At 48.4% G+C, this 14,786-nt stretch carries 6 protein-coding genes; 5 read left to right on the plus strand and 1 reads right to left on the minus strand.

Annotated elements, in window-relative coordinates:
• The first annotated feature begins 92 nt into the window (after positions 1-92).
• The 3 genes from ACMVP2_RS01570 to ACMVP2_RS01580 all read left to right on the plus strand — a co-directional run bounded on the left by ACMVP2_RS01570 (position 93) and on the right by ACMVP2_RS01580 (position 4,379).
• Positions 93-1,007: a TolB family protein gene (locus tag ACMVP2_RS01570; protein WP_416866439.1), complete on the plus strand. Its 915-nt coding sequence runs from the start codon at positions 93-95 to the stop codon at positions 1,005-1,007.
• 439 nt (positions 1,008-1,446) lie between these two features.
• Positions 1,447-4,224: a DEAD/DEAH box helicase gene (locus ACMVP2_RS01575; protein ID WP_416866440.1), complete on the plus strand. Its 2,778-nt coding sequence runs from the start codon at positions 1,447-1,449 to the stop codon at positions 4,222-4,224.
• Positions 4,221-4,379: a hypothetical protein gene (locus ACMVP2_RS01580; RefSeq protein ID WP_416866441.1), complete on the plus strand. Its 159-nt coding sequence runs from the start codon at positions 4,221-4,223 to the stop codon at positions 4,377-4,379. Before ACMVP2_RS01575 ends, ACMVP2_RS01580 begins: the two co-directional genes overlap by 4 nt.
• An 82-nt stretch (positions 4,380-4,461) precedes the next feature.
• Here the strand turns inward: ACMVP2_RS01580 and ACMVP2_RS01585 are convergent, their stop codons facing one another.
• Positions 4,462-10,698 (minus strand): T9SS type A sorting domain-containing protein, encoded by a 6,237-nt coding sequence (locus ACMVP2_RS01585; protein ID WP_416866442.1) that lies wholly within the window; start codon positions 10,696-10,698, stop codon positions 4,462-4,464.
• A gap of 557 nt (positions 10,699-11,255) precedes the next feature.
• On the opposite strand from ACMVP2_RS01585, the gene ACMVP2_RS01590 reads away from it, so the two are divergent.
• Both ACMVP2_RS01590 and ACMVP2_RS01595 read left to right on the plus strand, forming a co-directional pair.
• Positions 11,256-11,828, plus strand: a complete 573-nt coding sequence (locus ACMVP2_RS01590) for a hypothetical protein (protein ID WP_416866443.1) — start codon at positions 11,256-11,258, stop codon at positions 11,826-11,828.
• Between the two features lie 27 nt (positions 11,829-11,855).
• A complete protein-coding gene (locus tag ACMVP2_RS01595) occupies positions 11,856-14,738 on the plus strand; it encodes a hypothetical protein (RefSeq protein WP_416866444.1) in 2,883 nt (960 codons plus the stop codon).
• Positions 14,739-14,786: the final 48 nt, after the last annotated feature.

Here is a 14,786-nt window from a genome sequence, read left to right on the forward strand (position 1 = left end):
GGCGATTTTAACTAATTTGAACAGTGTATCAAGTAAGCCTAACGGAGGCCTAAATTGATATTTGTATCACGAAGTTTTTGAAAATGACGCTTATGGAAAAGTTGAATTGGATCCTCCTCCTCTTGTTTCTCCTGGCTTGCGGTAGGTCGAGCAGAGACAAAGTTGAAATTTCTTCACTTCCCGATCCGGAACCAATTGCTTTTATAAGCAACCGGGATGGCAATACGGAAATCTATACAATGGCATCCGACGGCACTAGCCTCCTCAACCTAACCAATAACCAGGCTACCGACTATGCGGCAGGATGGTCGCCCGATGGCAAATCAATTCTTTTCTACTCCGACCGTGAGGGTGACAATGAGATCTATATGATGAATATGGATGGCACAAATATTCAAAGGCTCACCACCCATCCCGCCAGCGATGTTCTCCCCTCACTTTCTCCCGACGGGCAAACAATCGTATTTATGAGCGACCGGGACTCGCTAAGTCGTGATGTCTACCTGATGGACATTGACGGATCCAACGTGCGTCGGTTGACGCACAACGACACCTACGAAGAAAGTCCAGGTTGGTCGACTGACGGAAAACAGATTTTGTTTACCCGCCAGCTAAGAGATGAAAAGGATACAACCCACGCAGCCAATGGAGAAATTTTCATTATGAACAGAGATGGAAGTAATGTGCGTAGGCTGACCAACAAAGAGGGGTATGATTCAGGCGCAAAATTCTCCCCGGATGGAGCAAGTATTGCATTCTATGGTCTGTCGGACGGCCTTTGGGACCTCTACACAATGAATGCTGATGGCAGCAACCTGACCAATATTACGCAGGACAGCATCGAATGCTATTCCCCCGACTGGTCGGCGAGCGGAGACTGGCTGGTTTACACTGCAGGATCGGAGAACAATTACAATATTTGGATAATAAACGTAGAAAGTAGAGAACGCCGGCAGCTAACGGACACCCCGGGCAGGGAGGTAGGGCCATCCTGGAGAAAGCAGTAACTAACAGCCAGTGTGACCTGTTACAAATTTTGATTAGTCAGTTCTACAGAAATAAACAAGCTCCTCTTCTATCGGGACTTTATTCTGGTGTACTTTGACTTACCTCCATAAATTTCCTAGCCCTATCTTATTTCCGGAAAGTTGGAGAAATCAGAAAAACACATCGCCAGCCCGCCATTTATAAGACATTCCAGTCCTTTGGGTTCATGCTGGGATATTATCGCACGCCTCGCACACCTTCGTTGCAAAAAAAATGAACTGACGCTATCGCCCGGAAAAGAAATACAAATGAAACATGCTGATCAATTTGGGCTTCAATCCGCTGGTGAACCTGAACCGGACAAGCGTGGTGCTGGAGGTGAATGAGGTCAGGTAAAACTTTTTCCAAAGGGTTAATCATCTTTCAACTTGATGTGGCATATTGTGTGCCCAAGAGCACATGGAAAAAAAGCCAGACGAAAATAAGGTTGCAACGAGCAGCAAACCCTTTGAAGACTTCAAAGGGGAAAGCAGGCCCGGCGGGGTTGCTCTCGACAAGTACCTGTCGGCGGAGCAGTCGGGCACCGGGGAAACTAGCGGCTCCAAAACCATCGTTGTGCTGGGTTCTCACAGGTACTACAACCTGTTCAGTGCCCAGCTGGTGCGTGGCGGCCTTACTCAAAGCAGAGAGCTGAAAAATCCGCTCACTGTGCTCAATCCACTTGACAGCATGTGGCAATCGCAAAATCCGGAGGTGCTCAGATTTTATGCGGCGATTGCCCGTTTTCAGGCATTTTATGAGCCCACCCTCACGGACCTGGAGGCCATCAGGGCTATCGTCAACAATCCGCTCCACTACTCCTTTTACCAGCACGATGCTTCTGTTTCTGAAAAGGTAAGTGCCCGGTCGGTGTCCAAAATCACTTTGAGAGAAGCCGATGTCCGGGTGCTGGTCAGGATTTCCATGGAAAACGATGTCTATCATGTAAGACCCGAGGTGTTTGTCGAAGGAGCTTTCACTCCCACAAGCAGGCTGGCCGTCAGGTTCGATAGGTTCGTCACAATTGATCAGCAATGGTTGATGGCGGAAAATGCCGATGCCTTAAAAGTGCTGTCGTACTTCAGGAAATACGAAGACGGTCTGCGCCTGCCTCATGCAGCGTTTGTTCGGTTTCAAAAAGACGTGCTGTCGCAAATGGAAAACCATGTAGAAGTAATACATGAGTACATGGAAACGGCCAGGGCGATGGTAGATGAAAAAAGTCAAGCGAGTCGTCTGATTTACCTGTCCGACTTCGGCGACTATATCGTGATTGATCCGGTAGTGAGGTACGGAAAAACCGAGATCCCAGTGCTGACCACTAAGCAAATCTACGTTGAGGACGTGGAGGGAAACCCGGTGATTCTGGAGAGGGACACCGCCATGGAGGAAGCCTTTGTTGCCCGCCTTATCCGGCAGCATCCGCTTTTCAAAGAGCAGGTCGACAACCCGCTGCTCTACTTTTACCTGCACAAAACCAGGTTTGTACAGGACGGCTGGTTTCTGAAGGCCTACGAAGAATGGAAGGCGGAAGGGCTGGAAGTGCTTGGCTTCAGCCAGCTAAAAGGGATCGACGTCAACCCCGAACCAGTCAACATCTCAATACAGGTGAGCAGCGGACTCAATTGGTTCAATGCCCGGATAGAAGCAAAGTTTGGCAGAAAGAAAGCATCGCTCAAGCAAATCCACAAGGCCGTAAAGAACCAAAACCGATACGTAACGCTGGACGACGGGACACTGGGGGTGATGCCTGAAGAGTGGCTGCAAAAGTTCGAAAGCTACTTTGCTGCAGGCACCATTGTCGACGACGTGGTGCAGGTGCCAAAAATCAACTTCGAATCTGTTAATCAGCTTTTTGAACGATTTATGCTGGACGAAGAAACCCAGCAGGAAGTAAGCGGCTACCGGCAGAAGCTCTCAAGCATTGGCAAGATTACGCCGGCAAAGCCTTCAACTGCTCTCAAAGCTACATTAAGACCCTATCAGCTTCAAGGTTTGATGTGGCTCAATGTCCTCGATGAATTCAACTTCGGCGGTTGCCTGGCCGACGACATGGGGCTGGGAAAAACCATCCAGATCATTGCTTTCATACTGGCTTTGAAAGAAAAGCATGGCTCCTCTACCCATATTTTGGTGGCGCCCACTTCTGTGATCCACAACTGGTACAATGAAATCGAGCGCTTTGCCCCCACCCTGAAAGCCGTCTCGTTCCATGGCCCTCACCGGCTGCGGACAATTCCCAAATTCAAAGACTATGACCTCGTCATCACCACTTACCATACGCTCGTCAATGACATTACCTACCTGAGAAAGTACCAGTTTCACTACGCCTTTCTCGACGAGTCGCACAACATCAAGAACCTGGCTTCGCAGCGCAATAAGGCCGCCCGCATGCTGAAATCCAAAAACAGGGTCATTCTTACGGGCACCCCACTGGAAAATCACAGCTTCGATTTGTACGCCCAATTATCGTTTGCCTGCCCGGGCTTGCTAGGCACCCGTACCTACTTTCGCAACACCTATGCCATGGCCATCGACAAGTTCCAGCACAAGCACAGCACACAGGACTTGCAGCAACGCATCAGTCCTTTCATACTCCGGCGGACTAAGAAAGAAGTGGCAACAGAGCTACCTGAAAAAACAGAAATGGTGCTCTACTGCGACATGGAAGCCGAGCAACGAAAAATTTATGATGCCCGTGAGAAAGAACTCCGGGACCTGATTGAATCGACCAACAATGAACAGTTGCTGAAGACACCCATGTACGCCCTCAGAGGCATTACCCAGCTTCGTCAGATTTGCAACTCGCCACTCCTGCTTGGTGAGGAAAAAGAATATGGAGACAGCTCGGCAAAAATTGACACCCTGATGGAACAGCTCCGCAACATCACCGGCGATCATAAGGTGCTGGTGTTCTCGCAGTTCGTTTCGATGCTAAACCTGATCCGGAAAGAACTTACCAAAGAGCATATTGGCTACAGTATGCTTACCGGCAGCACGACCAACCGGGAGGAAGTGGTCAGCCAGTTTCAGAACGACGTACATACAAGGGTGTTTTTGATCAGCCTGAAAGCAGGTGGCACCGGCCTCAATCTCACCGAAGCCGACTATGTGTTCCTGGTGATCCATGGTGGAACCCGGCAGTCGAAAACCAGGCCATCGACCGCAGCTACCGCATTGGGCAGGACAAAAAGGTGATTGCGATTCGCCTCATCTGTCGGAACACGGTAGAGGAGAAAATTCAACAGTTGCAGCAAAACAAGGCAAAGCTGGCAGGTGATCTGGTGAAGGAAGGCAATAGCTTCCTTATGTCCCTCACCAAGAGTGACTTGATTCAACTAGTAAGCCCCTAGCGTCTTGCGAATTGGCAAATAATGGTGAGCCAGATAAACTGCCTGCTCGATTATCCTATCCTCACTGCCCCACCATCAAATACTACTCAATCAAAACCCTGAAGGACTTCGACAAGCTTTGCGAGAAAACTTTCAATATGTAGACTCCTGGGATTGCCGCACTAATGTCAAGACTCAGTCCATTCAAAGCATGAATTTGCTGGTCATTTTTGTTCAACACTGTGTTTCCAAGTTGATCATATAGAATAACATTTACCAGCTCATCAAAGTCTGTGCTTGGAACAATATTCAAATACTCAGTGGCTGGATTAGGATACAGAGTGAAAGCAAGCTCTTTACTTACAGAGTTTACCATAACAATTTCACTTAGCGTCGATTTTCCATCAAAATCAACCTGCTTTAATTGATAGTAGCTCTTTCCCGTAGTTGGCGAGCGGTCTGTAGCTGAATAATTCCTTCGTGAAGTAGAATTACCTGCTCCGCTCACCTTGTGTATGGCGAAAAACTCTTCACCGTTCCTCGACTTTAATATTTCAAAATAATCATTATTAGTCTCGGAGGCCGTTTCCCACTTTATCGACACCCCGGCACCAACCTGGCCTGCGGTAAAACTTATTAGCTCAATTGGAAGCGGGCTGCTGTCGCCCGATATCGCCCACGGAGAAAACTGAGTTACGCCTGGCACAGTCACAGACGTTGCTCCTGCGGTCTGCCCAGGCAACGGTTGATCCCAGTTGGCGCCGTTCCAGCGCTGCGCCCTCAACGAGCCAATAGACCCAACTTCGGCAGCGCTGGCGTTAAACGTGACGTCAACATTGGGGCTTGATTCACCCAAAAGGTCAATCAGAAAAAACCTATCAACCGTGCTCACGCTATTATCAAAGCCAGCATTGTCTCTGACGTGAGCTACTCCCGGAGGCAAAGGCAAATTGCCTGTAGTTGTTGTATAAGTGGCAATGGATACTGTTCCGGCATCTCCGCTGTTAAGGTCGAAAACAAAGGGGATGTAATTTCCATTTGAGGTTCCAAATGGAAATGTAAACTGAGAAAGTTCTGCGCCGATTGCCCAGGAAAGGACACTGCCAAACGAAGTGCTTTCGCTTAAAATATATCCGCTTGATCTGGCGATAGCAGTTGGCGAGGAATTCGTAACTGACAAGGTATTCCCGTTTAGGTCAAGTACTCCGCCTGTCAATATCAACGTGCCGCTCACAGTTCCTCCCAGGTTCAATAGAACCTTATTTCCTGTTTTATTCACTTCCAGATCATCAAAAGCTGTCACAGTTGTTCCCCCTAACGCCGACAAGCCGGTTCCACTAAATACTACAGCCTGATCTATAAGGCTCAAAGTTGCAGCATTGTTCGTGAAGTCACCGCCCACCGAAAAATCAGAAACAATGTCCATTACTGTGCCGCTGCTAAAAACCAGATGGTGAAAATTATTGATCCCATTCCCATTTATCCCGTCAGTACCATCTGAACTATTGAATGTAATGGTGGATGTTTCACCATTGAATGTTCCATTGTTGGTCCAGCGACCAGCCAGCGTGTGGCTAAATGCGCCACCATTCAGCTGAGAACCAACACCAATCAGCAAATCCTGAGAAATGCTCCATGCAGTGGCAGGAGTGACTCCAGCAGCGTTGGTATTTGATATAATGACAGACGTGAATGCCGGATTGCTCTCCGAAAGAGTAAGGACGCCTGCTCCTCCAAATTCCACTTCTTTGTCCGAGGTAAACCCTGTCCCAAGGGTAACCGTTCCGGTTGTGGAAGGTTTGAATGCAAGTCTGCCGCTGCTAATGACCGTACCAGCATTGATGAAATTTCTGTAGAAGGTATGTGTCAGTGGCCCGCCGTCCCACGTAGCTCCAGAGGCAATATTCATGGCCACAAAGACCGACCAGGGTTGCGACGCCACAATTGGCGCCGTATTATTAATATTTACTGTAGCAAACTGCGGCGCTGATGTAGAATTCAAAGTCGGTGAAACGGTTCCGTTAAAGTTGACCACCCCCGTTGATGCCGACGAAATCGCATTTAGCAGACGGATATTTTGTATCTGATTACCAGCAAAAGTAACGGTTCCGCTTGAGCTCACGGCACCCGAATTGGTAAAATCACCTTCAGAAATAACAGTTATTGCTCCTGCGTCAAAATCTCCCGATGACGTAACCGATAGATCACCAGTAAATGTGGCGCTTCCACTCGTCAGCGTATAGGCGCCATTTACTACCATGTCATTGTAGATGATATCTCCATCAATATTCCCCGTTCCATCCAGTATCAAAGCACCACCATTGGCATTGAAAGTCCCATTCATCTCATAGTCGCCTTCCAATGTAAGGGTGGTTCCGGGTGCAGCCAGGGTGCTTCCTGAATTTACTGTAAGCTTTCCTCTGACCGTGGTTGGTCCGACCATAATTTTTGGATTGGAACCCCCATTGGACAAAATCAGATTTCCATAGGCAATCGGTGGTATAATTCGAGATGAAGCCGTGTAGAACTCTATTGTGCTGGTTGGGTCAGCAGTTAGCGTCCCAAAGTTGTTGATCTGAATTCCACTGCCACCAAAACGAGCTACAGCTCCGGCACCAAGACTGGCACTTCCGCCTAATGTGCTTCGACTGACGTCGTAAGTTGATACTTCTACTGTGCCTGCCTGTATATCGATGTTGCCATTGATAACAAGGTCTCCTAATACGCTAAGCGTTCCTGCTGGTTTATTAACTGTAAGATTGTTAAAAGTGGTTGGATCCGTCGTTTGAGCACCTGTTCCATTGAATACGATAGTGCCGCCACCTTGCTGGAAAACCCCATCCTGAACCCAATTGCCGCTCACATTGATGGTGTTCGTAGTCGGAATACTCAATATTGTCCCACTGCCAATATTGATGTTTCCCGCCACCGACAAAGTGGTCTGAACATCAAGTTGTCCACCGTTCGAGAGGGTAAGGTTATTACTTACCGTGACCGGGGAATTCATAATGGTGGTGCCGGCTGCTTTATCAATGTTGAGATCATAATACGTAACCCCTCCCACCGACTGAGTCCCGACACCATTGTAAAATATAGTAGAAGCGTTAGGTGTAAAAGCTCCATTTACATAATTGAAATCTCCACTTATGTTAAGGCTGCCAGCATCAGTAAACGTGATATTAGCACCTCCAGCCTGTGTGAGCGAGCCATTGACATTGATAGTACCTGTGCTCGCTGTTAAGTCTATTCTCCTATTAGTTGTTCCATTACTGAGCACAATATCGCTAAACGTGGTTAAGGTCCTTGAGCCCACACTTATTGTATGTACAGCGTCGGACGACCAAAAACCATCTATATTTCCCTGAACGGTCAGTGAGCCACCACCAGAAAGCGTGAGGGTGGTAGGTGTTGTAGAATTGAAGTAAACTTTTTTCACCTGCTCCAGTGTAGCAATGGTAGGCTGATTTGTAAAAGCCAGGTCACCAAAATATACAACATCTGCAATTCCAGGTATGCCAATAGCTGGAGTCCAGTTATTGATATCTGACCACAAAGTGCTAGCTGAACCATCCCAGCTATACTTGATCAGCCCTTCGGATATTGTCCACTTGTAGGGCAATACCGTTACACCTGATTTCTCCACCCAATTATCTGAAACATCATTGCCTGTTTTGCTCCGATCCGTCCATGACCCTGTACCTCCATCTTCCCATATGGTCATAGCACTTTCAACATTCCCGTTTATTTCAGCCTGTTCATAGTGGAACCGTACTGTAGCTGAATATACCGTGCCTCCTGTCATAGAAATGTCGTATGTTCTGTTTATGCTAGCTGCTCCGGGAAATGTGAGGTTGGGGCTCGCAGCCACCACCATTGTAATAGAAGTGATAGGCACAATTGTAATGGATGAAAAGTTGATGAAAGTATTTGGCCCTTCAAATTCATAATTAACAGACGTAGCATAAGCATGCGTTCTTGTGATGCGTCCGGTGATGAGGCCGTTGCCGGTCCGTGTTGTCGTAATTGTTATTGTGTTAGCACCTGTGAGCATTCCCCCAGAGGTCATAGCCAGTGTTGCTACGCTTACGCTGCTTGCAAGCGTCACTTTATTAGCTGAGCCCTTATTGATGGTAAGGTTATTAAACATGGTTGCCCCGGAGATGCTGACGTCGTTAGACCCCGTCAATTGAATCGTGGAGGTGCCCATCGTAAATGTGCCACTATTTACCCAGTTTCCAGCCAGAGAATGAGTGTAAGAACCGGCAGAAAATATCGTGGAAGCGCCTATAGTTAAGTTCCCATTAATGGTTAATGCGCTTGGCGGAGTCTTTGTACCAGTTCCGGAAAAAGTGAGGTTGTTGTATGTCGTAAAAACAATCGACTGAGCGCCAGCTCCATTATAACTCACTGTATTGGGCGTATTTGCAGTTGGGTTAAAGGTTCCCCCGGCATCCAGTGTGACAGCCCCGGCTATCCCGAGCGTTGAGCCAGAGCCCATAGTCAGTGTAGCCGCACTGGTTAACCGGACATTGAAAAGATTGGCCACGCCAGACAATGTGGAAGTCCCATTGAGTGTTACCAGGCCTGCGGTGGCAGTAAATGAGCCTGATACATTTATGTTCGACGACAACGAAAGATCCCTCGCCGTAGTAAGCGAGCCAGTTATACCTGTTGCCGCCAACTGAATAGCTCCAGCTCCAGAGATGGATTTGCCAGTACCGGAAAATGTAGTGGTTCCAGAAGTGGCCGTGTAAGTGCCATTGGCTACTAAATCGCCCGCAATAGTCAAAGAACTCGTGGTGGAAATACTTGCCCCGGCGTTAATGTTCAGATTATTGAAAACAATGCTGGATCCTGAGATCGTTTTAGAAGCACCCGTCATAGTGAAACTTCCGGTTCCGCCGGCAACATGCCTGAAAGACCCGCCTACACTGGTCGAAAAGTTGCCGCAAGCAGAAAAGCTGGTGTTTTGATTCAAGGTGGTACCACTTCCGCCAATGACCAGGTTTCCAAAGTTATTCGTGCCTGACCCACTTAAAACAGCTCCGGCCTTGGTGAAGGTAAATGTACCGCCGCAGCCACTATAAACCCCATTATTAGTCCAGTCGCCGCTTGACGTATGAGCAAATGTTGACCCATTGAAGGTGCTATTAGAACCCAAAGAAATATCGCCTCGCACTGTGATGATGTTTAAAGCTGTAAATGCTAGCGTCCCCGCTGACACCGACGTAGTCAAATTGCCTGCGATCGTCAGTGCATTTGCCGGCATTGTCTTTGTAACGGTGCCAGACACACTGCTGAAAATAAGGTTACCATATGCTTCGGCGGCTACACTTTGATTGCCTCCATAGTATTCGACCGTGCTTGTGGTGGCAATGCTGTGTGAAGAATAATTGGCTGGAAAAGTCTTCGTCCCTCCAATTTTGAGCGCCGAACCTGCAGATATTACAATGCTACCGCCTGAGTTGCTTCTATTCGCAGTGAAATCTCCCAAATCGAGGGTTCCACCCGCAATCAGCAAATCCGAAATCACTGTAGTGTTGGCCACAAGCGACTTCGTCATGCCTCCGCTGATCCGAAGTATTCTGTAGCTTATGTTATTGCTTATCGATTGGTTAACGGTGGTTGAAGCATAGTTAATAACGGACGTACTTGTGCCAGCGTCAATGTCAATAGTGGCGGCGTAATTGGTGGTGATGACGGCGGCCATTACCTTCAGTTCACCACCGGATTTTATGTCAATTTTCCCGGTTCCGGTAACTTTGAAGGCTGGAGTAGGATCAAAAGTCCCACTGAGGTCCATGAAATTAGAAATATTAAGATTTTGAGCGAGAGTTACTGAGCTTCCGTCGTTAATATAGAGTCTTTCGAAATCGGTTACCGTAGCACCGCCAATCGTCTGGTTCGTACCAGTAAAATAAACTCTACGATTTGATCCGCTTGCATTGTAAGCACCTGAGTTAAGCCAATCCCCCTCAAGAGTCAACCTCCCTCCGCTGTCATCAACGGTTCCGTTGGCCCCAATTAACAACGTGCCGTATATGTCAAGTCCGTCCAGAATTGTAAACGTACTGGCTTTAGTGCCATTGCCGACAGTCAGAGATTTGCACTCTCCCTTGCCTCTTCCCCTTTCAAGGGTAGGTTGAAATGACCCCGTAAAATTGGCATCTCCGATAACAACGTGAGTATTGGCATCGGGCTGCCCATTTGTCCAGTTAGCATCAGTTCGCCAGTTGTCATTGCTTGTGCCCTTCCAAGAAGTAGTCTGCGCCAGGCTAAACAGCGAAGACGAGAACAAAATGACGAGAAAAAAGAAAATCGATAGCTTAAAATTTTTCATAAAAAGACAGTCTGAGAGTAACAACCTAACACACTCATTTACAAGTCCTTAATTTCCAGTTCGTGTGTGTTTATAATAATACAGCAAACCTAACGGCATCACTCAGGTGCTGCCGAGTTGTCTGGGCAACAATAGTACACGGATGACTTTAGCTTAATTTTCACTTTAGAATATGTCTGCAATTCATGTATGTATTGAATTGGTATCGCTGATGTGCATTTCTGCCCAGCTAAAAGTGCTCCTATCAAATGCTCCTGTCTTCTACTTTATCTGGAAATAGTTATTCATTCCGTAGATATCTTACATCACTTTGATCGCACCTAAAACGTTTGCGGAAGATCAGATTGTAGCGTAACACCCAAAGTGTATGGTCATTGTCCTATTTTTTTTTCAGTCCGGATAAGAAATCAATTTTGCAATTGAGTGGGGTAGCGAGGAAGTTTCTTATAATCAACCTGGTTCATTTTAAATGGCACGAAGTTCCCGGCAAAAAAAAGGGGGTTGGCTGCATTCACCTTGGAGCTCTGGGCAATTCTGGCTTGACTTGGGGAAAAAAGATGAAACTAAAATTGCTGTTCACTGTCTGTTTCGCTGCCGGATTCCAGCTGCATGCTCAGGAATACCACTACCTGCCAAGTTCCAATCATCCGTTCGGGCTACCGAACCCCAACGCTCCAAAGGAAATCGGGGACTACCAGGAATTGATTGGCTCCTGCGATTGCAAATCTGTCAGCCGGATCGATCCAAATACCTGGGCCGACACAGTTCAGATGACCTGGGTGTTTAAATATATCATGAATGGGATGGCTGTGCAGGACGAAACTACTAAAGCAGACGGACTTCATTCCGGTAGCATCAGGCAGTATAGCACCGACAGTGCCAGATGGAACGTTCATTACTACTCCACCGTCGCCACTCCCTCATTGCGTGCCTGGTACGGTAATAGAAAAGGAGATAAAATCATTTTGTATAGTGAGCAACCATCGCCCCAGGGCAATCCAGGCTTCTATAGGCTGACTTTTTCTGACATCAGCAACGAAGGATATAATTGGGTGGGGGAATGGGTGGACAAGAGCGAATCGTTTTCATATCCAACCTGGAAGATCTTTTGTAAAAAGAAAAAAGTGTAGATTCCCGACGGGAAAACTACACTTGGCATGTTTAAAAGCACCTATTTCGATAAAGGCATTGTCCTAACTTTCATATTAGCGCTACACTCCTTTTTGGCAGAAGCTCAAACGCCGATGAGAGCCGAACCAACCAGACCACCCAAGCCACTCACCGACTGGCTGCTGGACGATTCAACTTTTAAAGCAGACGTATATCAAGGGCAATCGCCGAAAGAAATTGCTCTTTCCAACGGCCTCATCCGGCGAACCTTTCGCCTGGCTCCCAACGCAGCCACAGTGGGTCTTGACAACCTGATGACAGGCGAAAGCCTTCTGCGAGGCGTAAAACCCGAAGCTGAAATCACCATCGACGGCATTACCTATGCTGTAGGTGGCCTTAAGGGGCAACCCAACTATGCCTACCTGCGCAAAGAATGGATCGACCAGCTGACCAACGACCAGTCTTCCTTGCAGTTTACAGGCTATGAGGTAAGCGAACCCAAAGCCCCTTTTGAGTGGAAGCAGGTCAGGCATCATGCGGCAAACCTCGACTGGCCTCCGAAAGGCGTGCATCTCCGAATGGATTTCCGCATGCCTTTACCTGATGAGCTGGTACAATCTGGAAAGTCGTTGCCCAGCGACTATGGCAGAAAGCAATTGATGGCAACTGATTTCAAAGCGCTGGATGCAGCATGGAAGACAACTGTTTCGAAGGCTCACCCCAGAAGCTCATTTATCAACGAAGGAAAAGTCGGTGAGATTTACACACCACAGAACACCAGCGTCTTTGTAGAACGTGGCCTAACAGGAGATGTGCATCTGGTGGAAGCAACTATTGACCCCGGAACAGATCGAAGCGGCGACTGGGCACCAGGCCTGGCCCTGATTTACCCTGACCGCACTATCAAATTTTCCCTGACGCATGGCGGCCACGTCAACGACCAGGGAAGGTCACTATTCTCTGTTTGGGATGGAGAGAAAGCAACCAAGACCGCTGGCGAAAGAGTCAACCCTGAGTTCAGCGGTGCAGTCAGCTTGCGCATCAGATGGGATATGTCGGGTATCTATTGTGAAGCCAAACTGCCCAACGAAACGTGGCGATTGGTAGAGAAGCTGGCACCGCAAAAGGGAAAACCAACAAGCGTTCGAATTGGAAAGATGGATGCCAAAGGGCAGGCAACAGACAATAAAGATGACTTAGGAGAGCTGGTGAGACTGCATGTCACCCACTTTGCTGCTTACGGCGACTACAACCAGGCGGCCACTAACACTGCCGCAAAAGAAGCCAACCGGGCTATCAAAGTATCGGTGCACTACGAATTGTACGACGGCATTCCCGTGATGGCGAAATGGATCACCATTGACAACCAATCCAAATCTGCCGTTACACTGGATCGGTTCACCAGCGAAATCATTGCTGCCGTGGAGGATGGTTCTGCAGTTGAGGCACGGAAATACCTGCCACACACACCTAATATTCACGTAGAAACAGACATGGCCTTTGCCAGCTTCGATGCTGACGATGCCAATCACCATGTAGTGCATTGGGGGCCAGATCCGGAGTACAACACTCAGGTCAACTACCTCAAGCTGACGCCTTGCCTGTTGACCGTGACTCCGGAAGTAGGGCCAGGTCAGCTAATTGCACCAGGCAAGAGCTTCTCTTCTTTCCGCACCTTCGTTATGCCGTTCGACAGTTACGACAGGGAGCGAAAAGGCCTGGCGCAGCGTAAAATGTACCGAACATTGGCGCCATGGACGACCGAAAACCCACTGATGATGCACGCCCGCTTTGCTGACTGGGAACGGGTAAAAGTAGCTATTGACCAGGCGGCCGAGGTGGGGTTTGAAATAGTCATCCTGACCTTCGGCAGCGGTTTCGACATTGAAAACAACAGCCCGGAATACCTGGCCGAAATGAAAAAGTATGCCGACTATGCCAAAAGTAAAGGAGTCGAAATTGGCGGCTATTCTCTGCTCGCCTCCAGAAAAATCGGCAACGGGCAGGATGTGGTCATGCCTGAAGGCATGACACCCACCTTTGGCAACTCCCCCTGCATTGGCAGCGAATGGGGAGAAGCCTACTTCCAAAAACTCTACAACTTCTACCAGCAAACCGGATTCACATTACTGGAGCACGACGGCTCCTACCCTGGCGATGTTTGCACTTCTCACGATCACCCAGGCCATCGTGGCCACGAAGATTCGCAATGGAACCAGTACCAGGTGATTTCTGACTTCTATCAATGGTGCCGCAGCCAGGGCATTTACTTGAATGTGCCAGATTACTACTATCTGGCTGGGTCTAACAAATCGGGGATGGGCTACCGGGAGGTGAACTGGAGCCTCCCCCGTGCACAACAGCTCGTCCATACCCGGCAAAACATTTACGACGGCTCGTGGGTCAAGCAGTCGTCGATGGGCTGGATGTTTGTGCCGCTGACGGAATACCATGGTGGCGGAGCTGCTGCCACCATCGAGCCGCTGAATGAGCACCTCGATCACTACGAGGGCATGATCACCAGCAACCTTGGCGGTGGCGTACAAGCCTGCTACCGTGGGCCCAGGCTCTATGACACGGAGGAAACCAAAGCCATGGTAACAGGATGGGTGGACTGGTACAAAGCGCATCGCAGTGTACTGGAGGGAGACATTATTCACCTGCGGCGGCCCGATGGGCGTGATATCGATTACTGGCTGAATGTGAACCCGGGCGGTGAGGAGAAAGGGCTGCTGTCGGTTTACAACCCCCTTGATACGCCCGTGACAAAACAGATTTATTTGCCGTTGTACTATACGGGATTGTCTCAAAAAGCAGTTGTGAGCGATAAGGAGGGAGTGGCCAAGACTTATGATCTCGACAGGGAGTATGGCATCAGGTTGGAAGTGGAAGTGCCGGCGAATGGTTTTGAGTGGTTCCTCATTAAATAAAAACTAGCAGGTTGGAGTTATAATTGTGTTTCTATCGGTCAGAACTTC

Source organism: Imperialibacter sp. (assembly GCF_048007035.1).
GTDB lineage: Bacteria > Bacteroidota > Bacteroidia > Cytophagales > Cyclobacteriaceae > Imperialibacter.

Excerpts from the sequence above, each read along its gene's own strand:
- ACMVP2_RS01595 (WP_416866444.1), top strand. The coding sequence starts at position 11,856 with ATGTTTAAAAGCACCTATTTCGATAAAGGCATTGTCCTAACTTTCATA.
- ACMVP2_RS01570 (WP_416866439.1), top strand. The coding sequence starts at position 93 with ATGGAAAAGTTGAATTGGATCCTCCTCCTCTTGTTTCTCCTGGCTTGC.
- ACMVP2_RS01585 (WP_416866442.1), bottom strand. The coding sequence starts at position 10,698 with ATGAAAAATTTTAAGCTATCGATTTTCTTTTTTCTCGTCATTTTGTTC.
- ACMVP2_RS01590 (WP_416866443.1), top strand. The coding sequence starts at position 11,256 with ATGAAACTAAAATTGCTGTTCACTGTCTGTTTCGCTGCCGGATTCCAG.
- ACMVP2_RS01575 (WP_416866440.1), top strand. The coding sequence starts at position 1,447 with ATGGAAAAAAAGCCAGACGAAAATAAGGTTGCAACGAGCAGCAAACCC.